Annotated in this window: 25 protein-coding genes and 1 pseudogene; 20 read left to right on the forward strand and 6 right to left on the reverse strand. The window is 37.9% G+C overall.

Going from position 1 to position 21,614, the window contains the following annotated elements:
* Positions 1–4 precede the first annotated feature (4 nt).
* The 9 genes and pseudogenes from PALI_RS19270 to PALI_RS20375 form a co-directional block, all read left to right on the forward strand.
* Positions 5–505 carry a hypothetical protein gene (locus PALI_RS19270; RefSeq protein WP_193156652.1) on the forward strand — a complete coding sequence of 167 codons (501 nt, stop codon included), beginning with the start codon at positions 5–7 and terminating at the stop codon, positions 503–505.
* 12 nt (positions 506–517) lie between these two features.
* Positions 518–1,093: a hypothetical protein gene (locus PALI_RS19275; RefSeq protein WP_193156653.1), complete on the forward strand. Its 576-nt coding sequence runs from the start codon at positions 518–520 to the stop codon at positions 1,091–1,093.
* A 25-nt stretch (positions 1,094–1,118) separates the two neighbouring features.
* Positions 1,119–1,697 carry a hypothetical protein gene (locus PALI_RS19280; RefSeq protein ID WP_193156654.1) on the forward strand — a complete coding sequence of 193 codons (579 nt, stop codon included), beginning with the start codon at positions 1,119–1,121 and terminating at the stop codon, positions 1,695–1,697.
* A gap of 67 nt (positions 1,698–1,764) precedes the next feature.
* Entirely contained in the window at positions 1,765–2,277 is a 513-nt protein-coding gene (locus PALI_RS19285) for a hypothetical protein (protein WP_193156655.1), read from the forward strand.
* A gap of 2 nt (positions 2,278–2,279) precedes the next feature.
* On the forward strand, positions 2,280–2,834 hold the full coding sequence (locus PALI_RS19290; protein WP_193156656.1) for a hypothetical protein: 555 nt from the start codon (positions 2,280–2,282) through the stop codon (positions 2,832–2,834).
* Entirely contained in the window at positions 2,831–3,334 is a 504-nt protein-coding gene (locus PALI_RS19295) for a hypothetical protein (RefSeq protein WP_193156657.1), read from the forward strand. The genes PALI_RS19290 and PALI_RS19295 overlap by 4 nt, the downstream gene beginning before the upstream one ends.
* 258 nt (positions 3,335–3,592) lie before the next feature.
* Entirely contained in the window at positions 3,593–4,096 is a 504-nt protein-coding gene (locus tag PALI_RS19300; RefSeq protein ID WP_193156658.1) for a hypothetical protein, read from the forward strand.
* Positions 4,097–4,275: 179 nt separating this feature from the next.
* Positions 4,276–4,611: a PBPRA1643 family SWIM/SEC-C metal-binding motif protein gene (locus tag PALI_RS19305; protein ID WP_193156659.1), complete on the forward strand. Its 336-nt coding sequence runs from the start codon at positions 4,276–4,278 to the stop codon at positions 4,609–4,611.
* 253 nt (positions 4,612–4,864) lie between these two features.
* Positions 4,865–4,921: pseudogene (locus PALI_RS20375) on the forward strand (SEC-C metal-binding domain-containing protein); the annotation flags it as partial.
* A 105-nt stretch (positions 4,922–5,026) separates the two neighbouring features.
* On the opposite strand, the gene PALI_RS19315 reads toward PALI_RS20375, so the two are convergent.
* Together PALI_RS19315 and PALI_RS19320 are read right to left on the reverse strand one after the other, a co-directional pair.
* On the reverse strand, positions 5,027–8,095 hold the full coding sequence (locus PALI_RS19315; RefSeq protein ID WP_193156660.1) for an efflux RND transporter permease subunit: 3,069 nt from the start codon (positions 8,093–8,095) through the stop codon (positions 5,027–5,029).
* 2 nt (positions 8,096–8,097) lie between these two features.
* Positions 8,098–9,180, reverse strand: a complete 1,083-nt coding sequence (locus PALI_RS19320; RefSeq protein ID WP_193156661.1) for an efflux RND transporter periplasmic adaptor subunit — start codon at positions 9,178–9,180, stop codon at positions 8,098–8,100.
* A gap of 122 nt (positions 9,181–9,302) precedes the next feature.
* Between PALI_RS19320 and PALI_RS19325 the strand changes: the two genes are divergently transcribed.
* The 3 genes from PALI_RS19325 (at position 9,303) to PALI_RS19335 (ending at position 11,501) form a co-directional block, all read left to right on the forward strand.
* Positions 9,303–10,205, forward strand: a complete 903-nt coding sequence (locus PALI_RS19325; RefSeq protein ID WP_193156662.1) for a LysR family transcriptional regulator — start codon at positions 9,303–9,305, stop codon at positions 10,203–10,205.
* The gene (locus PALI_RS19330) at positions 10,195–10,500 is read left to right on the forward strand and encodes an MGMT family protein (protein WP_077535230.1); all 306 of its coding nucleotides are present in this window, start codon (positions 10,195–10,197) and stop codon (positions 10,498–10,500) included. The genes PALI_RS19325 and PALI_RS19330 overlap by 11 nt, the downstream gene beginning before the upstream one ends.
* A 260-nt stretch (positions 10,501–10,760) precedes the next feature.
* Positions 10,761–11,501: a hypothetical protein gene (locus PALI_RS19335; protein WP_193156663.1), complete on the forward strand. Its 741-nt coding sequence runs from the start codon at positions 10,761–10,763 to the stop codon at positions 11,499–11,501.
* Here PALI_RS19335 and PALI_RS19340 read toward each other — a convergent pair.
* From PALI_RS19340 to trhA, 4 genes are all read right to left on the reverse strand, one after another.
* Positions 11,468–12,648, reverse strand: a protein-coding gene (locus PALI_RS19340; RefSeq protein WP_193156664.1) for an IS3 family transposase whose coding sequence is annotated in 2 segments (ribosomal slippage) — positions 11,468–12,390 and positions 12,390–12,648 — 1,182 coding nt in all. Because the reading frame shifts where the segments join, the coding sequence is not laid out codon by codon here. The two genes, PALI_RS19335 and PALI_RS19340, sit on opposite strands and share 34 nt — an antisense overlap.
* A gap of 587 nt (positions 12,649–13,235) precedes the next feature.
* The gene (locus tag PALI_RS19345) at positions 13,236–14,144 is read right to left on the reverse strand and encodes an endonuclease/exonuclease/phosphatase family protein (protein WP_193156665.1); all 909 of its coding nucleotides are present in this window, start codon (positions 14,142–14,144) and stop codon (positions 13,236–13,238) included.
* 313 nt (positions 14,145–14,457) lie between these two features.
* Positions 14,458–14,922: a GNAT family N-acetyltransferase gene (locus PALI_RS19350; RefSeq protein WP_193156666.1), complete on the reverse strand. Its 465-nt coding sequence runs from the start codon at positions 14,920–14,922 to the stop codon at positions 14,458–14,460.
* A gap of 69 nt (positions 14,923–14,991) precedes the next feature.
* Entirely contained in the window at positions 14,992–15,621 is a 630-nt protein-coding gene (gene trhA, locus PALI_RS19355) for a PAQR family membrane homeostasis protein TrhA (RefSeq protein WP_193156667.1), read from the reverse strand.
* Positions 15,622–15,805: 184 nt separating this feature from the next.
* On the opposite strand from trhA, the gene PALI_RS19360 reads away from it, so the two are divergent.
* The 8 genes from PALI_RS19360 (at position 15,806) to PALI_RS19395 (ending at position 21,613) form a co-directional block, all read left to right on the forward strand.
* Positions 15,806–16,156, forward strand: coding sequence for a hypothetical protein (locus PALI_RS19360; RefSeq protein WP_077535236.1), 351 nt, complete (start codon positions 15,806–15,808; stop codon positions 16,154–16,156).
* A gap of 217 nt (positions 16,157–16,373) precedes the next feature.
* Positions 16,374–16,646: a hypothetical protein gene (locus tag PALI_RS19365; RefSeq protein WP_193156668.1), complete on the forward strand. Its 273-nt coding sequence runs from the start codon at positions 16,374–16,376 to the stop codon at positions 16,644–16,646.
* 236 nt (positions 16,647–16,882) lie between these two features.
* Positions 16,883–17,461, forward strand: a complete 579-nt coding sequence (locus tag PALI_RS19370) for an LON peptidase substrate-binding domain-containing protein (RefSeq protein ID WP_193156669.1) — start codon at positions 16,883–16,885, stop codon at positions 17,459–17,461.
* Positions 17,462–17,530: 69 nt separating this feature from the next.
* On the forward strand, positions 17,531–18,154 hold the full coding sequence (locus PALI_RS19375; RefSeq protein ID WP_077535239.1) for a sigma-70 family RNA polymerase sigma factor: 624 nt from the start codon (positions 17,531–17,533) through the stop codon (positions 18,152–18,154).
* The gene (locus PALI_RS19380; RefSeq protein WP_193156670.1) at positions 18,147–18,827 is read left to right on the forward strand and encodes a ChrR family anti-sigma-E factor; all 681 of its coding nucleotides are present in this window, start codon (positions 18,147–18,149) and stop codon (positions 18,825–18,827) included. Before PALI_RS19375 ends, PALI_RS19380 begins: the two co-directional genes overlap by 8 nt.
* Positions 18,828–18,835: 8 nt before the next feature.
* Positions 18,836–19,789, forward strand: coding sequence for a YbgA family protein (locus PALI_RS19385; RefSeq protein ID WP_077535241.1), 954 nt, complete (start codon positions 18,836–18,838; stop codon positions 19,787–19,789).
* Positions 19,789–21,183, forward strand: a complete 1,395-nt coding sequence (gene phrB / locus PALI_RS19390; RefSeq protein ID WP_193156671.1) for a deoxyribodipyrimidine photo-lyase — start codon at positions 19,789–19,791, stop codon at positions 21,181–21,183. The genes PALI_RS19385 and phrB overlap by 1 nt, the downstream gene beginning before the upstream one ends.
* Before the next feature lies 1 nt (position 21,184).
* Positions 21,185–21,613: a nuclear transport factor 2 family protein gene (locus tag PALI_RS19395; protein ID WP_138586340.1), complete on the forward strand. Its 429-nt coding sequence runs from the start codon at positions 21,185–21,187 to the stop codon at positions 21,611–21,613.
* Position 21,614: the final 1 nt, after the last annotated feature.

Consider the following 21,614-nt stretch of genomic DNA (forward strand, 5'->3'; position numbering starts at 1 on the left):
AAAAATGAAGTTTGTTAAATCTTTAATGCTATTGATGTTACTTACTTTTGGAGCCAGTGCGGTAGAACCAATTTATGTCGGCGGCACCCAATATAGCTATACAGATGGTGATTTCGAGCCAATCTTCGTTAATGGAAGCGTGACGGGTTATGAAGCCGAAATAGATGTTTTACTCGATGAATATGATGAATATCTAGGGGGTTACCCTGAATTGATTTTTGATATTAGTGGTGGTGCCGCTGGCTCAATTGGTGGGCAGCCATTAAAAGTTGAAATGGATGTTTCCTGTTCGGGTATTGACGTTGGTTATGATGCAGATTTGATATTAAATCGCAGAGGTAAACTAACACCAGCGCGTTTTTCTATTTATAAGCGACTACAAACAGATGGGCAATGTAAAAAGTTAAAACTGAAAGTAAATAAAATGGGCTCTTCAGCCTTGGACAATGAAGCAACAATAGATGCTTTTAACGTTAATTTAATCATTTATTTAAACTTAATTTAAAGGAATAAAAATATGAAAAAACAAATAGTAATGCTAATTTTTTGTGCATTGAGTATGCTTTCATCAGAAGTAATGGCCTTTGATGAATCTCCTCTTGTACGATGTTGTGACTTTAGAGATAGATTTTGTGAACCTTTTGAAATAAATCACTCTTTTTCAGAGCAGCAAATGCTTGATGCTGCTAAGCCTATGAATTTAAGTGCTCCAATATATGTTGGGGGTGCCAGATATACTTTGAATAAGTCAGATTTCAATCCAGTTTATTCTACAAGGGTGATTCATAGACCTTGCCGAGGAGGTGATCCTATAATCATTAATACTTTGGTTGGTTATGAAGTTACTTTTCCTGTAGATGGAGATTATGGTCAAGAGCTTTTCTTTGACATAAATGGCCGCTCAAATAAGTCAATGAACTTAGCCGCTTCGTGCGGTACTTTTAATGCTAGTGATTCTGGGAATAAATTTGTTATTTCTAAACAACAAAATACAGCGCAGAGCTGTAAAAATATGAAATTGAAATTTACGTTTCCAAGTAATTCGGCACCTGCCACTATAGATCTCACAGTAACGATATCTGAACAACTTTAATTTTAGACTCAATGGATACTTAAAAATGAAATTACAGAGCTTCCTTATTGGAGTCGTCATATCTCTTACTTTAAGTAGTGCAGTGCTTGCAAAAGTTGATGGGGAAATGAAAACGGTAATTATTGGTCCCCCAAAACCACCAAGGCCTCCAGTGGATTGCGCATATATTAAAGATCCAATTTTAGACCCGTTGCAATATATTAGCCAAATGCAAACACCTGATCCTATTTATATAGGTGGGGAACGTTATATATTGAATAAAGAGAATTTCACGCCCATTTTTACGACGGTTGTTTACACTTGTCCAGGGCTGGATCCACTCGTAGTACGCAAATATACGGGGTTTGAAATATCACTGCCTGTTTATAATGATTTTGGCCAGCCAATATTTTTTGATATTGCAGGTCGAACAGACAGACATATGAATTTAACAGTATCTTGTGGAACGTTTAGCGCCTCTGACTCGGGGGATAAATTTTATATCTCGCAATCGGTAGTAACAAACGGGAGTTGCAATACATTGTCAATGAAGTTTGATTTCACTGCTACGGCAATTCAGCCTCGCACCCTAGATTTGAGCCTTTCTATTTCTGAAGAGTTATAAATTAGTGGGTTCAGTGCTTCATTTTACAGCTAAGTGAAGCACATTTAATAAACAATAAGGATGTAGAATGAAAAATTTACTGATAGCTATCGCCTTAATTACAGGTGCTGGCAGTAGTTATGCCGAGGAGCAAACGAATTCGCTCAATGTTGACCAAAAAATGGTTATTTTAAATGAGACGGATTTTAGACCTGTTGTTGTATCTTGGGCAAATAGGGATGTTGTAACTGGCTATGAAGCATTAATAGATATTACGGGCACTAAGTCTTCACTTATTTTTAATGCAAATGGTGAAATATCTGCTAGATGGTTTGCTTCTAATTTTGCTATGACAACTAAGCTCAGTTGTAATGGTATCCCAATAGGTATGAGCAAAGTATATGGTCAGCGAAAAGCAGGTCAATCTATTCCTGCAAAGCCTGCTATTACTGAATTGAGACATAACCTTGACGGATGTGAGCAGCTAAAGGTTGAATTATTTAAGGAAGGGTCTTTGAGTCGTCAGTTTTATACGCGAATTCAAAGTATTTCATTGTCTATTTCAGTCCAAGCTCTTGATATAACTCAAGGAGAGATATAAAAATGTTTAAAATTATCATAGGTGTAGGCTTACTCACCGCAAATTCAATGAGTTTTGCCTCAGAAATTGGCCAAGTATTTTCTAATGTCGATATGGAACAACAAAATAATCGATATGAGCTAGTATTGTACCCAAAACAGTTTGAAAGTGCTGCAGTGGTAGACCTTAAATTAGATGTGCAGGGTAATGGTGAGTTAATGTCACAAATGCAACCGGTTTGCACTCAGTGGCAAGAGAATATGTGTACGGGTTCGTATAAAGATATTCTGCACAATGAATTTTTGCACGAAGTCGATGTAGCGCTTTATTGTGATGATGAGCTGTTATATCAAGAAAGAAAAAATAATAGCGAATTCACAAATGAAGAAATTAGCTCATTAAGCAGCCACTTGTCATTTAATAAATCGTTAGTAAAAACTATCTCGTTAAGTTGCAATGAAGTTAAGCTTACTATTCAAACTATGCATGGTGATAATGCCGCTATTATCCAAGGAAGAATTAACTTGTTGAACAGTACTTCTGGTTTGAGTAACGAAAACTATGAGCTTATAAAATGAAGGCACTACTTTTAATATCTAGCTTATTTTTTTGCTCTGCTGCTATTGCACAACCTGTTGATGTTGGGGGAGCGATATATGAACTGCAATTTAGTGATTTCTTGCCAATAAAAGTACCCTATGCTGGTAGCGAAGCGGTTATAGCTTACCAAGCAAAAGTTAATGTAGACGGTGATTATGCTCAGGACTTAACGTACCGCATTGGTGGAAAAGTGGAAACAAGGTGGTTTGCAGGCAACATGGCGGTGAGTTTGTCTGCTACCTGTGATTCACCATATATAGATCAACCAATATTTATTGGTGAAGATCTTGATTATGGTGATAGATACCAAAATATTTCTTACTTAGCTAAGCCAAGTTTTGCTAATACGCTAAATACGGGTGGAAATTGCCAAGCACTGACTGTTCGAATAGATAAAGAAGGACATTTAAGTCGTCAATTTTATACCCGTGTCACAAATCTTGAATTTAATGTTCAAATAATAGAAAAGTTATTTTAATCACTGCAAGGCACTTATTTAGTGCCTTTTCAGTATGGCTTTTTATCTTTCGAGGTCAAATTTTAGTCCTTAAAGATTAACCGGTCCTAATACACACGCTAAATAATCAGTTACCACGACAGAGAAATAACTCAACAATAAAGTATAAATTACATTATGTGGTTGCCATGTTTAAGTGAACTTTAACACGGCAAGTAGGTTTTTTAGTCCGTAAAACTGATTAATATTTTATAAAAATGGTATCGTAAGGAACAACCCATGAAATATTTTTTAATGTTGTGCGCTTGCTTGATTGCAAATAATACTTTGGCTCTACCGACCTATTTTATTGGTGAAGCTATGCATATTAATAAATCCGATATGCAAGCAATAACACAATTTTATAGACGAGATAATGGGGTCGATAAATACGCAGAAGTAGCTTATGAAGTGGAATTTCCGATATATGGAACATTCGGGTTAAATGAAATAGACATTGAGCTTACTGGGGGTATAAATTCGGCGTGGTATTCGTCAAACTTTGCAATGAAGGTTATTGTATATTGCAATGATATAGCGTTAGCGAGTGACCTTTCGTATGGCGTACGATACGAACGCGCCAGCTACATAGTTAAGCCTCAAATTCGCAGCGAACGCCAAGCCATACCGCAAGGGTGTGATACTGTTAAAATAAGAATGGAGAAGCAAGGGAACTTGTCTCGTATGTACTTTACTAACATCGAAAAAATTGACGTCAGATTATATATCACAAACAAGTTTTAATAGTAACTTGGTGAATTAAACTTCAGGAATCAATAGCAGTGATAGATTTATTATCCAGAGTTCAGGTTAGTTAAGCCTTTTTACTAAAGCTATTGTTTATACAGGCATAGGCTTAGTTATGTTATGGGTAAGCTGCTAAGATACGCGCTCTAATGATGTAGAAAGAGTATAGAAGTAACATGTCAAAGTTTTTCTTTATGGGTAAGCTCGACATAATGGGCAAAAACAACAGTAATGGGTTTGCGCCTAAACGTACAGCAAAGCCAGGCACAGAGTTATACCCGCTCACGTTAATTGTAAACTCAGTTGAGCGACAATCAGAAATAGAAGTCATATTAGAAGAGCATTCGCTGTTTGCTTCAATTGAAGTCAAAGCAGAAGTACCAGAAGATATTCGGGAACTTGACTTTGCGCTTAGTAAGTCAACACCACAAGTATTTGATAAAGTATTAGGGTCTGTTGACCTTTCAGGATTAAAATTTGTTCAATCTAGGGGCGATTTAATCGCGGCGTGAGGTTTGTAACCTAGTAGGCTCGGTAACTGCTCCTGCGTTACTCTAATGGCTTACATCCCTGTAAGAATAAGTAAAAACCGAGCAACAAAGAGTAAATTGCCCCTAGGCAGAACCCAAGGGCAGCGCATGTTTGGCATTTATGCTGCGTTATCGCCTATTTATGGGGAATAACCACACACCATAGGCTCTGCCTTGCCTAAATACCTAACAGTCTGCTGCAAATTTAACCTCGAAAGATAAACAGCCCCTAGAACGTAACGCACCATGTTTATGCGGTAGTGAAAAAAAGTATAAAAAGTATTGTGCTTAGTTTAATACGATTTTTATAAATAGCCTTTCTTATTTTTATAGTATTAAAAATGCCACTGAGTTTTAATCAGTGGCATTTTTTATGCTCGCTTAGTTATAAACTCAACTACTTTCGTGGTTCGTAATCTATTCCAAAGATAACGGTATAAAGTACTGGAACCACAATTAAAGTAAGAATGGTGGCAAAGCCTAAACCAAACATAATGGTCACTGCCATTGATTGGAAAAACACATCAAACAGCAGAGGTATCATCCCCAAAATTGTTGTGATTGCAGCCATTGCTACCGGCCTTACACGGCTCACGCCTGAGTCAAATACAGCCTCATAGGGTGATTTACCTTCTCGCAGCTCCAAGTTTATTTGATCGACCAACACAATGCCGTTTTTAATTAACATACCACTTAAACTTAATAAGCCAAGTAACCCCATAAAGCTAAACGCTGTATTCATAATGAGTAAGCCCGCGCTGACACCAATAATAGCTAATGGCACCGTTGCCCATATAACCAAAGGTTGCTTAACTGAATTAAACAGCAAAACAGTCACTGCAAACATCGCTAAGTAACCAAGTGGTAATGAGCCAAAAATTGCTTTTTGAGCTTTACTCGATGATTCAAACTCGCCGCCCCATTCCAACTCATAACCGCGTGGTAATACCATGTTTTCTATAGGGCCGCGAATACGAGCAAATAGCTTAGCGGGTGTTTCGTCGCCTAATACATTATTATCTGCCATTACGGTAATGGTTCGTTTACGATCACGGCGCATTATTAGGCTATCTTCCCACTGCACAATAAACTCATCAACAACTTGAGTTACAGGCACGAATACACTTAGAACAGGGCTATATATTTGTAAATCATGCACGCTTTCTACGTTTAAACGCTCGTTAGCTGGTGAGCGTGCAATAATAGGCAACAGCTGCGTACCATCACGGTATACACCTACTTGCTTACCCGAAAGACTGGTAAGTAAAACGTTATCAAGATCTGATTTGCTGATCCCTAAGCGACGTGCTTTTTGTTCATTAAATTGTGGGCGAATCATTTTGGTACGTGCACGCCAGTCATTACGAATATTATAGGCACCATCATCGTTACCAATCAGCTCTTGCGCTTTTGCAGCGAGCTGTCTTAAAACAACGGGATCAGGACCAGAGAAACGCGCCTCTATTTTAGCATCAGTAGATGGGCCTATTTCCATAGGTTTAATTTTTAGCTGAGCAGAGAGCGCATGATTTACTGAATAATCTCGTACTTTTTGCATTACTGTTGCAACGGCTTCTCTATCTTTTACGCGAATAATCAATTGCCCGTATGCGGGGTATGACTTTTCGGGTGCGTAGGTAAGCATAAATCGCGGCGCGCCTTGACCTGTTGTACTTGTAATTTCTTTTACTAATTCATTACTTTGTAAATATGCTTCAAGTTGCTTAATACCTTCTAAGGTCGAGCGAATGTCAGAACCTTGATCTTGCCAGTAATCAACATAAAACATAGGGGTGTTAGAAGCAGGGAAAAACGATTGTTTAACAGATCCAAAACCAACCACAGCAGAACACAATAAAATAACCATTAAAACAAGTGTGGTTTTTCTAAAGTGCATTGCACCATCTAAAATAGCTTTATAGCCATTAAAAATAAACCCTTTGTACGGATCGTCTTCTTCTTGGCCTTCCTCATTTTTAAACTCAGTTTCTTTAAACATTAAGTTGGCAAAAAATGGAGTGAGTGTAATGGCTGTTATCCAGCTCAATAAGAGTGAAATAAATAACACCCAAAATAAACTACCTGCAAATTCACCACTGGCATCAGAGCTTAAACCTATGGGGGCAAAGGCCGTAACTGCAATAACGGTTGCTCCCAGTAATGGCCACTTTGTTTGTTCGACTATATTAACGGCAGCCTTTAGTTTAGTTTGCCCGCGCTTAAGGTTTATTAAAATACCTTCGGTTACCACTATCGCATTATCAACCAACATCCCAAGGGCAATAATGAGTGCGCCCAGCGATATACGTTGCAAGTCGATAGCAAACAATTTCATAAAGATGAAGGTACCCAATACAGTAAGCAGTAAAATACCACCAATCAAAATACCGCTTTTTAAGCCCATAAATAACAGTAATACAACAATAACAATCGCAATTGCTTCTAATAGGCTAACAATAAACCCATCAACCGATTTTTCCACTTCTTTTGGCTGGTTATATACTGAGCTTATGTCAATTCCATGAGGACGTTGGTACTCAAGCGATGCTAAATGTTTATCTATATTTTTACCAATATCAACGACATTAACGCCAGATGTAAACGACACGCCAATTAAAAGTGCTTGGTTGTCGTTAAAGCGAATAACATTGTTTGGTACTTCAGCGTATTCTCTATAAACCTTGGCCACATCACCTAAATAGATAAGTTCGCTTGCACCTGGTTTTGAAATAAGAAGGGTTTCGAGTTCTTTTACATCCTTAAATTCACCAGTGGGGTGTAAGCGGATGGATTCATCGCCGACGCGAATTTTTCCTGCATTTGATACCGTATTTTGCGACTGCAGTAATTGAAAAATATGACTAGGCGCAATCCCTAGTTGAGCTAGCTTTCGGGTAGATATTTCTACGAGCACTTGGGCTTGTTGCTCGCCAGCTATTGTTATTTTACTCACCCCTTTAACAAGGACGAGTTCGCGTTTTAAGTAATCTACGTAATCTTTAAGTTCATCATACGAATAACCATCACCCGTTACCGAGTACATAACACCGTAAACATCGGCAAAATCGTCCAAAATAGTACTAGGGTAAACACCACTTGGCAGAGAAGGCGAAAGATCGTTAATTTTACGTCGCATTTCGTCCCAAATTTGGCGAAGTTGCTCTTTACGGTACGTACTTTTCATTTCTACCGAAATTTGCGACTTACCATTTGAAGAGATAGACGTAACGTAGTCAACATAGGGTAACTGTTGAATTGCATTTTCGATAGGAAAGGTGACTTCTTCTTCAACCTGTTGCGGCGAAGCACCCGGGTACATGGTAATCACCATAGCCTTTTTAAGTGTGAATTCTGGGTCTTCTAATTGCCCTAAATCAAAATACGAGACACTACCGCCAATTAATAGCAGTAAGGTAAACATCCAGCTGATGACTTTTTTCTCTATGGAGAGTTGTGCAAAGCTCATATTTATAAGCCTCGCTCTTTGTTCCATGCGCGTACTTTCATACCTTCTTTTAACGAATGCACACCCGCTGAAACAACAATTTGACCTTCCTCAATACCGCTGAGTACTTCAATACCATCGCGGTGAAGTTGGCCAATTTTAACCGCTTGTTTGTGTACTTCACCAGTTGCTGAGTCAAAAAGCCATACATAGGCATTGTCTTTTGTGGATTCTTGCGGTTCAGAAAAAACTGATTCGATAGGTAAAATAGTGTAAGCCACCTGCGAGCGCGTTACTTTACTTAAATCTATTAAAACGCGACCAGTCATACCCGCGAGTAAGTTAAAATCTTTAGGCACTGGCAGTGAAAAGACAACTTTATAGGTAAGCGTTGCAGGGTTTGCCTGAGTATCCCATTCTTTAATTGTCAGTGTGTACTCTTTATCGTCGTAGCCATCAAATTTAACGGTAGGCTGATAGTTAGTTCCTTTTTTGAAACGTGCGACTATTTTCTCAGGAACCTGAATTTCTACATCCATTAAGTCACGTGTTTCTAAGCGCAATATATTTTGTTTTGCTTGAATGTTCTCAAAGTTTTTCACAAACACTTTAGCAACTGTGCCGCTAAATGGCGCTCTAAGCTCACTATATTCGAGATTTGTTTGTGCAATTTTAAATGCTGATTCAGCAATTTGCATATTAGCAGTGGCTTGATCTAATTCTGATTGGCTCGTTATTTTTTTCTCAAATAATTGCTCAATTCGACCAAGTTGTGATTTTGCCAGCTCAAACCGTGCTTTACGTTCGTCGTACTGCAGTTGAAAATCTTCTGGGTCAAGTTTTGCTAATAAATCCTCTTTTTCAACATGCTCGCCGGCAAGTACCGGAAATTTAACAAGTTCACCATTTACCCTAAACGCAAGATATGAGCCCTGATTAGCAACTACTTCAGCGGGAAAACTGCGAATATTTATTTGTGAATCATGGCCTATGTTGAACAATTTAACAGGACGAATCGGGTCTTCTTTAACTTGCTTTTCTGGTTCAGAGCAAGCTATTAAGCTAAGTAATATAGTTGTTAAAAAACATAGACGAAAGAGTTTCATGTTTTCTCCGTTGCAATGATGGCAAAATAATTAAGTGCAGCATACGCTGCAAACATATAAAATAAAAATCATTAAATCTTAGAAACTCAATAAGTTTTATTTATGATGTTGCAGAGTGGTATATGAAGCTGAATCAATTAATAATTTTAGATGCCATAGTGCAAAGCGCAAGTTTAAGTGGTGCGGCATTAAAACTACATAAAACACAGCCAGCGCTTACTTTAGCGATTAAAAATTTAGAAGCAAAAATTGGCTTTGAATTACTAGATAGAAGCAAATACAGATTACAGCTTACTGAAAAAGGGCGTGTTTTTCACCGTGAAGCACAACAGCTTCTTCATGCAAATGATGAATTAGCGCAACTCGCTAAAGAATTAGCATTAGGAAACGAACCCCAGTTTAGAATTTGTTATGAGCAGCTTTGTCATATGCAAAGTTACAATGAGATCATAAGCAATACTTTTAGATTATTCACAAGCACAGAATTTAGCTTAACAAGTGGTAAACGCTTTATTTCATTAGAGCATGTCAATAGTGGTCAAGCCGAACTAGGGATTGGCCCTTGGTTTGATTTATTTCATGCGACAGGTGATTTAGAAAGCTTACCGATAGGCAAGCTCGACATAGGTATTGTAAGTGCCAAAGGGGTCATCCCTTCAGCACTTAGTTATAGCGAGCTGCAAACATATCCGTGTTTAGCTATGTTTGAAAGTGATTTAAGTATAGACAGTGAAAGATTATCCTACTCAAAGGGCGCTGCTATGATGAAAATTGATGACGTATCAAGCTTAAAGTCATTTTTACTCTCAGGAGCTGGTTGGGCAATGATGAGCCTAGAGCATTGCGCGCCTGAAATAGAAGCGGGATTACTGCAAGAAATAAAAATAACCGACAGAGAGCATCAATTTAGTGCGCAAATTAGAGCCTTTAGACAGCATGCTATTCATCACGGCCCTGTAGCACGCACTATTTGGGAGCAATTTAAGAAATTAAGTAAGGAGTATTCTAGCAACAATGGCTATTGATAAAGAAACACTTATTTATACTGTTATCGCAGGTATACCAATGGGGAAAGTAGCAAGCTATGGACAAATAGCAAGCCTTGCGGGATACCCTCAAAATTCACGGTTAGTGGGGCGCTTATTAAAAATGATGCCAAGCGACTCTATTATCCCTTGGCATCGCGTAGTTAATAGCCAAGGCAAAATAGCGTTCCCAGCGGGCAGCGAAAAATACCAAGAGCAGCGCGAGAAACTATTATCAGAGGGCGTATTGTTTAAAAACGACAAAGTGAATATGCGTGAGTGCCGGTGGGAGTGATGTGATTATTATCGTCGGATAAGTTGCAGAAGCGGCCTTTCCGGTTTAACTCATTTCTGCCCCAAAACGAGTTAACGTAAATACTCTATAGGTCAGCTTTGAGCGAATAGCGGCCGTTGATAAAATCTCATCAATGTGCAAAATGCACGACCTGACCCCGTTAGATCCCATTTTGCAAGAGGTGATGTGGACACATTTACTAGCATCAATAAAGGTGTAAAATGCAGACTTATTAATAAGTTGCAGTTAAGGAATTTTCAATGAATGAGCTATTTACTGGTGTGTTAGTTTTCTTAGTGACAGTGATTGTTACTTCTTTATGGAACTTTTATATAAAAGGTTATCTAGTTAAAAAAGGGGAGTTTGAGCAAATTGTTGAGGATCAGGGGAAAATATTAGATCACTTAGAAGCCAGTACGTTAGTTGCTGAAACTGTAAAAGATAATATTAATCGGCAATTTTTATCCAATGAAAAGTTGTGGGATGTAAAAAAAGATGCATATGACAACATATGGAAAAACGTTTTAGAGCTTGAAGATTTAGTATTAGAGCGGCTTAAGGTAACTGAAATGTACTTTGAGGCTTTTTGTAACCATGGTGGTTGGACTGGTCCGTCTGATTATATGCCAGATGAGGAAGTTGAAAAGTTTTATAAATTTGCAGAGGAAGATATTGAAAGACAACAGGCCGAATTTAAGAAGTACAAAAGTGAAAAATACTTGATGGAGCAAAAAAAGGCGGAGCTACAATTTAAGGAAAAAATTGAACGCTTGGTCACCAACCTAAAATATAGCTCAATTTATATGAGCCAAGATATTATTAAAATAATTAACTTTTTAGATAGTGCTCATAAAGAGCAGTTTAAAGATAAAAGTTTCACTTATGAGAACTCAGAAGAGGGAGTTCTTGATGAGCGTGAGTGGTTCGAACATGTAATTTATGAATATGAAGGTTTCATCTGTAGTGGTCAACTAATTTTGGCCACAGTTTTAGAATCTTGATATCTAACCTCAGATTCATTTGGCGCTAAACCAGCATTATAATGATGTGGCCTAACATTATTGTAATATCCATTTATGTAATCGCTCACGCTATATTTAGAGTCTATAAAGTTTCCATATCCAACCTTTGGCATCCATTCTGTCTTAAAACTTCTAAAAAATCGCTCCATTGGCGCATTATCCCAACAATTTCCACGTCTACTCATACTTTGTGTCATTTTATAGCGCCATAAACGTTGGCGATATTTTAAACTTGTATAATGGCTACCTTGGTCTGAATGGAACATGAGTCCTGTCGGTTTCCCTCTGCTTTCATATGTGAGTTCAAGCGCTTTTAGCGTTAAATTAGTATCTGGCGACAACGACATTGCCCAGCCAACCACTTTACGTGCAAATAAATCAATAACGACGGCTAAATAAGCCCAGCGATTGCCTGTCCAAATATACGTCACATCACCGCACCACACGGTATCTGGTTCAACAACATCAAACTGTCTATCAAGCAGATTTGGGATTTCAAGGTGTTCATTACCACCGCGTTTATATGAATGTTGAGGTACTTGGCAGCTTTCAAGCTTTAATTTAACCATTAGCTTAGCTGCACGATAACGGCTCAATTCAAAATCATTGTTCGTTGCTATCGCTGCGATTGTCCGTGCACCTGCTGAACCACCACTCATCGCATGTATTGCTTTTACTTCAGCCTCTAACCTTACTTGCTCAGGTGTCGGCGTTGTATCGCGTATGGCCCAGTATTTATAGCTGCTGCGATGCACATTGAATACGCTGCATAGCACACTAATTGGATAACGCTCTCGTTGATTCAATTTCTCAATTAATGAGAATTGTTCAGGGAGTCGGACATCAAGAGAGCGGTAGCCTTTTTTAATATATCCTTTTCTAATTCAATGCGTTGGATTTGTTTTTTAAGTTCACGGATTTCAATTTGTTCGGGCGTCATTGGTGAAGCTAAAGGTGTCTGACCATTACGTTCTAGCTTTAATTGAGTAACCCACTTACTGACGGTTGATTTACCCACCCCCATCGCTTTTGCTGCGTCTTCTTGCGTATAACCTTGGTCTACTACAAGCTGAGCCGTTTCTAATTTAATTGCCGCTGAATATGTTGCGCGTTTTAATTTCGTCATTTTTTTACCCAAATTTGTATGCTTATTAGCATAACATTTCTTTCTTAATGGGTGGCCAAAATCACTGTACCACTACAAAATAAAGAAAGAAGAAATAATTGAACTATGCAAGAAGGAATTGCACCTCTAAAAAATATGTAAGCTAGTTTACCTTATACAACGCGGTAAGTTGGGTTTTCTGTTCATTATTGTCGGGTTGTGTGGCTTCGCCACTCACCTGACCTATATAAACGTGGTAGGTTGGATAAACAGAGGGCGTCACCCAACATGATTTCAAATACAGCATTGAAAATCAGCCTCTGGCACAGAACCGCCCGTCGGTTCTAACTCATAATTGTCCAAAAACGAGTTTACCCGACCGTTCGCTCTTCGCTCAAATCAGACTGTCTCAAAGAACAGCAAAGACATCCACTTTAAATTTCAGGAGCCACTAAGGCTACCTATTCTGAATACACATGTTTTGTAGCTTTTTACTATTGTAAACAAGGCAATACAGTAATTGCCTTGTTTAAATTAACGATTTAGAAGCAGCACCATCCTAATTTCTATTAGCATCGATACAAGGCCTATACACATCTTGATACCTATTATTTTTCCGTCGCTATTCTAATCAAAATGGGGCTATGATCTACTTGTGCGTTAGTGGCGCAGCCTATCGCTTTCCCTTGATTATCCATTCCAATATCACACCAAATATTATCTAGTACTTTTAATTCTTTAACATGCCAATCCAGCGGCAAATCTCGGACCAATATATAATCAATCCGGCTTTTATCGTAGTATGTATGACCCGGTTTATTATCGATGTTTGGATATTTCTCTCGCCATAAATCAATAAAGCCTTGGTCAAAAAAAACCTGCATTTCGCCGCGCTCTGGATCGTTATTCCCCCATGGATTATCTCTATCAGCATTAAAATCACCGGCCAATATAACAGGAGCCGAGTCAGAAACATGGTGATTAATAAGCTCTGCAATTGTTTCAAAATCACTGAGTCTTGTTGTATCAGTGGGGCTTGTTACAAATGCGGTGTGTGCAGACCAAATCCATACAGGCTTGTCATTAATTAAGTACTTTGCCCCTAAAACAGTACGGCCGTGTATCTCTCTAATTATTTTATCAGAGAGTGTTTTGAATTTGCTGGCTAATCCAATTCCATAGCTACCAGCAGAGCCTTCTCCACGCCCGGGGTATGCCTTATTTTCTGCACACCACATCTTTTGTATATCAAAATCAATATTAGGACGTAATAGGTTATAAAATCCAGAACCACAGCGCTTAACTTCTTGTAAAGCAATAATATCAGGCTTATAAGAAAGCAACTGCTCCCTAACTTGTAAAAATGGATAATTATTTTTCTGTCCCATTTCCCATGCATTCCAATTTATAAGTGTAAATTCTTTTTTTTGAATCTCACAGGCTATTTGATTTGCTAAGCCATAAAAAGGAATTAATAACACGATTAGTATCGAGAATAATTTATATTGCTTTATCATTTTTATCCTTAACTTTGGTTATATTGGGAGTCAATTAATACAAAGATCAACAAAATAAGCTATTAACGTATAGCGTTGTTATGACAACAATATGATTAAGAAAATAAAATGTGTGAAAGCTTAAATGGTTATTAAAAAGTTAATAGCAATCTTGCTTATATGTGGGCTTATTTAATTCGTTAAATTGCGCAAAGATCTATGTAGGTTGGTATAAATGCAGGGATCATAATAGGTAGAAGTAGGGCGCTTGAAATATCTCGCAATGACGGCGCTTTGAAAAAAATTCAGTGAGCTATTGGGGAGTTAGCATAACTCATAGCCACTTTTCCAGCACGTAATTAGTAAGTACTTGACCACGAATTTTTACTTGCTGTTTTTTAACTTCTTTAAAGCCGAAATATTCAAAAAATGGTTTAGCGGTAATACTTGCGTGGCAATATAGCCGATCCATGCTTTCTTTACGTCCAGTAGAGGTTATTGTTTGTATTAGTGCTTTACCAATACCTTTGCCTTGATGTTTGCAATGGCAAAAAAAGTGATCGATATAACCATCATCTTGAACATCGGCATAACCTACGATTTCACCATTTAAAATAGCTACAAAAGGATCAATAGCGCTGATCCGTTTATACCATTCAGGCTGGTCATAATCATCAGGAGCCCATGCTTGAACTTGTACCTCTGAGTAGTCTTTAATGTTCACGTTCCTGATTGTGTTAAAAAAGATTTCTCTTAATGTTAGCTCATCACCATTTTGAAACTTTCTAATAATCAGCATATGTACCACTTTATTTAGCGAAAAATAAGTATATCGCTGTAAGTTACATTTTTAGAAATTACACATAGCCTAATATACATAATTACTAATCGAGATATAGTGACAAACACAACCAGCTATAACGAATAAATGCCAAATTGCGTGGCTAAATTGGGTGCTTTTAGCACTATAAAATAAAGTACCAACGCTGTAAAAAATACCACCGGCGAGTAACCAGTAAAGTGCGTTTACATCAACACGCGAATAAAGTGGGTACACAATGGCCAGTGCAAACCAGCCCATCAGCAAATAGGTGGCGAGTGATATTTTTTTATTACCGTTTTTTACAAGTATTTTATAAGCAACGCCTGCAAGTGCTACTGTCCAAATAAAGGTAAGCGTAGCCCACGACCACATGCCGTCTAATGAGAGTAATAAGAAGGGAGTGTAAGTACCCGCGATAAGTAAATAAATAGCGCAGTGATCGCACTTTTTATAAAAGTCTCTTAAGCCTGGTTGGATACTGGCGTGGTACAAAGTGGATGACAAAAACAGCACAAATAGGCTGCTGCCATAAATTGCAGTACTAACATATGCTTTAGTGCTGGTGGCTTGGCTAAATAAGTCCCAGATAACAAATACGGCAAAAATAATACCTAGCGCATGACTAATAACATTGAGTTGTTCTTCTTTACGAGAATAGGGCGCTTCTAGCGACATAACAGATCCTACCACTGTTGGAATGGATTTTAGTGTACAAGTGTACGCTGAAATTTTCAATCTAAGTTTTGAGTCATACTGAAGCGCCTTATTTAATAAACGATTTAGCTTTTACTTGATTTTAAAGAAAATTAATTCACTATGCTTACCTCTACTATAATCTAAATGATGAGTTGAAATAAACATGAAAACAGATTTAAAAGCAGCTTTACTTACTGCTGTTGTTTATCCTGGGGCTGGGCATTTTTCTTTAAAAAAACACTTAATAGGCGCCATTTTTGCGGGGGTATTTTCTGTACTGTTAATTTTAACTCTTCAGGATATATTTGCGATTGCTCAGTGCACTGCAAATGAAATTGTTTCGGGTAAAATTCCCATGTCGGTGACGGCTATTTTAAATGCTGCACATGAACCGTCAGATGCATGCGCTAAATTCGCAGAATATAAGTATTTACCTTTAATGATTGTGGTTTGGGTCTTGAGTATTGTCGATGCATATCGTTTAGGTAGAAAAGTTCTGCCCGTTAAAAAATAAGCTCCTTAATCGGAACTCAAATAATAGATGTAAACTTTAACTAAAAAATAGTCAAAAAATTAAAATATGTGGCTAAATTAACGAGAGGTGAATGGTTGTAATTAAGTGGTTTTACTAAAAGTTATTTAATTACAATTGGTTATATTTTATTTTGATGTTGGCATATCCCTTGATTGTATAACTATGTCTAAACAATACACAAACAAGGAATACCATTATGAAACATTCAATTAAAATCGCTATGGCCAGTTTATTAGTATTAGGTTCTTCGCAAATACACGCAACAGAAGTTGACCTAGATGTAGCTAGCATAGTGTCTCAAAGTGTAGCTAGCTACGTAAATCAAACTACATTTGAGCTTGAAAAATCTGTAAAAGAAACGCTTTATTTTGATGCTAAAACTATTTTAGATGGGTTATTAGAGGCGCCTACTGTAACGAATAATACAGTGTCTGAAAATACTGATGCTAGTGTTAAAAACGTCAAATAAACCATCTAAAGGATTAAAACGATGAGCAGTGAACTTGGATTATTTGCACTAATGTTAGCACCAGTAGTAAGCATGATCAGCGCTTATTACTCGGTTCAAATATTTAAATTTATGGGTGGTTGGTTTAATATTTAACTAATTATATGGCAGGTAATTAATTCGAATCATTTAAAGCTGATCGACTTAGCAAAAGCGCACGTAAATAAAGGCAGAGTGTTTGAAATAAGTAGATTTTTATGAAACGTGCGATTTTTCCATTACCGATTTTTATTTTACCAGAAGGCTACACGCGATTACGCATATTTGAACCTCGCTATTTAAATATGGTTAAAACCGCGTTAAAAAATAATACAGGGTTTGTGCTTTGCACGTTTGAGCATGACACACCATTTAATATTAGCGCACAAGGCTGCCTAGTTGATATTATTGACTTTGATCAAGACGATAACGACGTGCTTTTAATTGATGTATTTGCATCACAAAGCGTGCAAATAAACGATGTTTACCAAGACGAGGACGAACTACGACATGGTCTCGTTTCACAATGTAACACGCCTTATTGGTACAAAGATTCTAACAACGAAATTGGTGAGAACGACCGCTTACATGATGCGCTAAAAAGTGTATTTTTGAGTAGCCCAGAATTAAACACTTTGTATAAGCAAACACACTTCAATAAGTTGCCTTGGATTGCCGCCCGCTGGCTTGAACTGTTACCTATATCTATTGAGAAAAAACAGCAACTTGCGTTTGAGACAAACTTTGATAACTTACTCCGTTTCCTCCATACTGTAATTAATAACGAATTTGCCTAAATTTTTATGATCCTTAACTAATTATTGCCCGTATTACATTACACAAAAGCAATAACGGGGTAAATTATTATGGTAAGTCAACAACAAACACTACGTTGTGAACCTAATACAGGTAAGTATACTGCCATGCCAGAAACGCCTAGTTCTGAACTAATGCAAGCATTAATAGCGGTTGCACAAAATCGTGATAAGAAAGCATTCGCTTATTTATTCGAGTATTTTTCGCCAAAAATTAAACGCTTTGGGATAAAGCAATTTGGTGTTGAAGCGCAAGCCATGGAGCTTGTGCAAGAAACACTAACATCTGTTTGGCGCAAAGCGCATTTGTACAACAGTGAGAAAGGGGCTGCCACTACGTGGGTTTACACCGTTATGCGCAACGCCTCGTTTGATATGCTTCGTAAAATGAAGAGTAATAAAGAAGAAAATATAAGCGAAGATATTTGGCCGCTGTTAAATGATTCTGAAGATACAAACCATGAATACAGTGATCACTTAGAAGATCAACAAATTAAACGCTACCTTGATAAACTACCAATCGCACAAAGAGAGGTAGTCAGAGGGGTTTATTTTCAAGACATGTCGCAAGAGCAATTAGCTCAGCAACTTAATATTCCAGTAGGCACGGTAAAATCACGATTACGTTTAGCCTTGCAGAAATTACGTAATGAAATGGGAGATAAGCATGATTAAACATCACCCGAGTGAAACTTTAATTACAGAGTATTGCTCAGCATCGTTAAGCGCTTCTTTGAGCTTAGCTGTGTCTATCCACGTTGATATGTGCCCTGTATGCCAAGCAAAAGTTGCTAAAATTGAAGCAAGTAATGCAAATGAGCTATTTAGTGAGCAGTCGACTCAATTTGAGAAATCTCATACCGAGCAATCTGAGTCATTTGAAGAATTTGAATTAAACCTACTAGACATGATCACATCTGACAATTCGATTGATGAAGTCTACGAAGTTGCACCTGTGTCTATTAAAGTCAATGAGCACAAATACCAACTGCCACGTGCTTTAACACGTATTTCCCACAGTAAATTTACGCAAGTAGGTAAATTAGCTCGCTCTCGTGTTGCGCTTGACGATGGAGCTCTACGTTCTAGCTTGCTGCATATTGATGCGGGTGGCGAAATACCAGAGCACACACACACAGGATTTGAGGTCACATTATTATTAGATGGTGAATTTAGCGATGAAGAAGATAGCTACGTTCCAGGTGATTTTATATGGCAAGATGGTAGTCACCAACATACCCCTTTAACAAAAGATGGGTGTTTGTGCTTTACAGTTGTCAGTAGTGCACTACATTTTAATAAGGGCTTCAGTAAGTTACTTAATCCAATAGGTAACTTGATTTATTAAGAGAATCTATGCAAACAGATACAATAAAAATAGGTATAAGCGCCTGCTTAGCAGGCGAAAAAGTTAGATTTGATACGGGTCATAAAAAATCAAATTTTTGTATGGACGAGCTAGGAAAACACGTTGAATACACGCGGTTTTGTCCTGAAGTTGCGGTAGGTTTACCGATCCCTCGTCCAACCATTCGTCAAGTGAGAGTGGGCGATACCATTAAAGTATGCCGTCCTGATGGGTCTGGTGAGGTTGGTCAGCAACTCACCGAATATGGTAAAAAAATTGCAACTGAACAAGCCAAACAATTAAGCGGATTTGTATTTTGTGCTAAAAGCCCAAGCTGCGGCATGGAACGCATTAAAATATATAACGAAGCAGGAACAGGGAATACCTCTGAAGGCATTGGTTTTTTCGCTGAGCAAATAATGAAGCACAACCCGTTATTGCCATGTGAAGAAAACGGACGTTTAAACGACATGCATTTACGTGAAAACTTTGTAATGAGAATTTACGTATTCAAAAATTGGCAAAAGTTAGTGCAGGAGCCGCTTACGGTTCATAAGCTTACTCAATTTCATTCTCAGTATAAGTATTTGTTAATGGCTCATAATTATCAAGCTTACCGTGATTTAGGTAACTTATTGGGAACTTACGTCGGCGACGACATTAACGCACTTGCAGATGAGTATATTTTAGGTTTAATGACAGGCCTTAAAAAACCAGCTTCTCGCAGAAACAATTGCAACACGTTGATGCATTTACAAGGTTACTTTAAAAAAGAGTTATCGAAAGTAGAAAAACAAGAACTTCGTGATGCAATCGACGAATATCGCGAAGGTTTGGTGCCTTTATACGTTCCACTTACCTTGTTAAAACATCACTTGAAGGTTCATCCAAATGAATACCTTGAAAAACAGGTGTTTTTTAACCCTTACCCTCATGACTTAAAACTACGATTTGGTATTTAATGGATACACTATTTTGGTTTAGGCGCGACTTGCGCCTTTTTTCTAACGAAGCGTTAATTCAAGCGCTAAACAATGGCGCTAAACACGCCATTTTTTTTGTGTCTGAAAAACAGTGGCAACAACATCAAGCCGCGCCTATTCAGATTGACTTGCTAAAACGAAGGGTTTCTTATCTTCAATCTCAGCTTGCAGATTATGGTATTACTTTACACATTATAGAAGCACCAAGCTTTTCTGATTGTGAGCGTGAGCTTATTGATTTTTGTAAAGCGAATGATGTAAAACACATAATTGCTAATGCAGAGTATGAGCTTAACGAAGTAAATCGTGATAAGGCGATTTTAGATAAATGTGACGAGCTCTGTATTACATTTACTTTGTATGAAGGCGATTTAATAGCGCCCGTTGGTTCGGTTAAAAACCAAAGTAACGAAATGTATAAAGTATTTACTCCGTTTAAACGAGCATGGTTAAAACAATACCAAGATACACATTTTAGTTTACCGCTGTGGCCTTTAAGTTCTGAGCCCGTTGAGTTTGATGAAAGTGGCTTATTAAAAAGTGATGGCAGCTCTGAAAAGTGGCCAGTTGACGATGAAACACTGGCAACTGTGGTTGATAACTTTATCTGCGACAAACTCACCAGTTATGATGATCAGCGTGACATACCAAGTATAAAAGGCACTTCAGGATTAAGCCCTTATTTAGCGTTGGGTATAGTGAGCACTAAGCAATTATTGATCAATATTCAGCAGCGTTACCCAGACATACTAACCACATCAAAAAGTAAAACCTTTACGTGGATAAATGAGCTCATTTGGCGTGAATTTTACAGACATCTCATTGCTGAATTTCCCAAGCTTTCCCGTGGCGACAACTTTAACGAAAAGTACAATGCAGTTGTGTGGCGCAAAAGTGAAAGCGAGTTTACAGCGTGGTGCGAAGGACGTACAGGTTACCCATTAGTTGATGCCGCTATGTTGCAACTAAAACAAACTGGTTGGATGCATAATCGTTTACGGATGGTGGTTGCAAGCTTTTTAACTAAGCACTTATTAATAGATTGGCGTGAAGGCGAGCGTTTTTTTATGCAGCACCTAATTGATGGCGATTTAGCCTCAAATAATGGTGGGTGGCAGTGGGCAGCAAGTACAGGATGCGATGCACAGCCTTACTTTAGGGTTTTTAATCCAATCAGACAAAGTGAGCGCTTTGATCCAACGGGCAAGTTTATTCGTAAGTATTTGCCAGAGCTTGAAAACGTGCCAGATAAACACATTCATTTCCCACATACTTACCTAGCCGCAACGGGTAAAGATAAGGAGTGTTACTGGCCAGCAATAGTTGATCATAAAGCAGCACGAGAGCGTGCGCTTAGCGCATTTAAGGTGTGATATGGATAACCAGTTACCAGTAGATAAGTTTATTTCAATATACCAACAGCTTAACAGTACCAATCTTGATTTATTAAATGATATTTACTGCGACAACATACAATTTATTGACCCTATGCATCAAATAAATGGCATTGTAGAATTACGTAAATATTTTGCTAATTTATATTGCAATGTTAAGCATTGCCAGTTTGATATTAGTGATTCGTTCCACAGTGATAATCACGCTTTCATTTACTGGACCATGTACTACGCACACCCAAAGCTTTCCTCTGGTAAAACCATCTCGGTTGAAGGACATAGTAAACTCATCTTTGAAGGTGGCAAAATTATTTTGCACAGAGATTACTTTAATGTGGGTGAGCTGTTGTACAAGCATATTCCCTTACTCGGCAGTGTTATAAAGTTAATAGATAAAAGGGCAGGCTAAT

It is taken from the genome of Pseudoalteromonas aliena SW19, assembly GCF_014905615.1.
GTDB classification, from domain to species: domain Bacteria; phylum Pseudomonadota; class Gammaproteobacteria; order Enterobacterales; family Alteromonadaceae; genus Pseudoalteromonas; species Pseudoalteromonas aliena.

Excerpts from the sequence above, each read along its gene's own strand:
- PALI_RS19270 (WP_193156652.1), top strand. The coding sequence starts at position 5 with ATGAAGTTTGTTAAATCTTTAATGCTATTGATGTTACTTACTTTTGGA.
- PALI_RS19275 (WP_193156653.1), top strand. The coding sequence starts at position 518 with ATGAAAAAACAAATAGTAATGCTAATTTTTTGTGCATTGAGTATGCTT.
- PALI_RS19280 (WP_193156654.1), top strand. The coding sequence starts at position 1,119 with ATGAAATTACAGAGCTTCCTTATTGGAGTCGTCATATCTCTTACTTTA.
- PALI_RS19285 (WP_193156655.1), top strand. The coding sequence starts at position 1,765 with ATGAAAAATTTACTGATAGCTATCGCCTTAATTACAGGTGCTGGCAGT.
- PALI_RS19290 (WP_193156656.1), top strand. The coding sequence starts at position 2,280 with ATGTTTAAAATTATCATAGGTGTAGGCTTACTCACCGCAAATTCAATG.
- PALI_RS19295 (WP_193156657.1), top strand. The coding sequence starts at position 2,831 with ATGAAGGCACTACTTTTAATATCTAGCTTATTTTTTTGCTCTGCTGCT.
- PALI_RS19300 (WP_193156658.1), top strand. The coding sequence starts at position 3,593 with ATGAAATATTTTTTAATGTTGTGCGCTTGCTTGATTGCAAATAATACT.
- PALI_RS19305 (WP_193156659.1), top strand. The coding sequence starts at position 4,276 with ATGTCAAAGTTTTTCTTTATGGGTAAGCTCGACATAATGGGCAAAAAC.
- PALI_RS19315 (WP_193156660.1), bottom strand. The coding sequence starts at position 8,095 with ATGAGCTTTGCACAACTCTCCATAGAGAAAAAAGTCATCAGCTGGATG.
- PALI_RS19320 (WP_193156661.1), bottom strand. The coding sequence starts at position 9,180 with ATGAAACTCTTTCGTCTATGTTTTTTAACAACTATATTACTTAGCTTA.
- PALI_RS19325 (WP_193156662.1), top strand. The coding sequence starts at position 9,303 with ATGAAGCTGAATCAATTAATAATTTTAGATGCCATAGTGCAAAGCGCA.
- PALI_RS19330 (WP_077535230.1), top strand. The coding sequence starts at position 10,195 with ATGGCTATTGATAAAGAAACACTTATTTATACTGTTATCGCAGGTATA.
- PALI_RS19335 (WP_193156663.1), top strand. The coding sequence starts at position 10,761 with ATGAATGAGCTATTTACTGGTGTGTTAGTTTTCTTAGTGACAGTGATT.
- PALI_RS19345 (WP_193156665.1), bottom strand. The coding sequence starts at position 14,144 with ATGATAAAGCAATATAAATTATTCTCGATACTAATCGTGTTATTAATT.
- PALI_RS19350 (WP_193156666.1), bottom strand. The coding sequence starts at position 14,922 with ATGCTGATTATTAGAAAGTTTCAAAATGGTGATGAGCTAACATTAAGA.
- trhA (WP_193156667.1), bottom strand. The coding sequence starts at position 15,621 with ATGTCGCTAGAAGCGCCCTATTCTCGTAAAGAAGAACAACTCAATGTT.
- PALI_RS19360 (WP_077535236.1), top strand. The coding sequence starts at position 15,806 with ATGAAAACAGATTTAAAAGCAGCTTTACTTACTGCTGTTGTTTATCCT.
- PALI_RS19365 (WP_193156668.1), top strand. The coding sequence starts at position 16,374 with ATGAAACATTCAATTAAAATCGCTATGGCCAGTTTATTAGTATTAGGT.
- PALI_RS19370 (WP_193156669.1), top strand. The coding sequence starts at position 16,883 with ATGAAACGTGCGATTTTTCCATTACCGATTTTTATTTTACCAGAAGGC.
- PALI_RS19375 (WP_077535239.1), top strand. The coding sequence starts at position 17,531 with ATGGTAAGTCAACAACAAACACTACGTTGTGAACCTAATACAGGTAAG.
- PALI_RS19380 (WP_193156670.1), top strand. The coding sequence starts at position 18,147 with ATGATTAAACATCACCCGAGTGAAACTTTAATTACAGAGTATTGCTCA.
- PALI_RS19385 (WP_077535241.1), top strand. The coding sequence starts at position 18,836 with ATGCAAACAGATACAATAAAAATAGGTATAAGCGCCTGCTTAGCAGGC.
- phrB (WP_193156671.1), top strand. The coding sequence starts at position 19,789 with ATGGATACACTATTTTGGTTTAGGCGCGACTTGCGCCTTTTTTCTAAC.
- PALI_RS19395 (WP_138586340.1), top strand. The coding sequence starts at position 21,185 with ATGGATAACCAGTTACCAGTAGATAAGTTTATTTCAATATACCAACAG.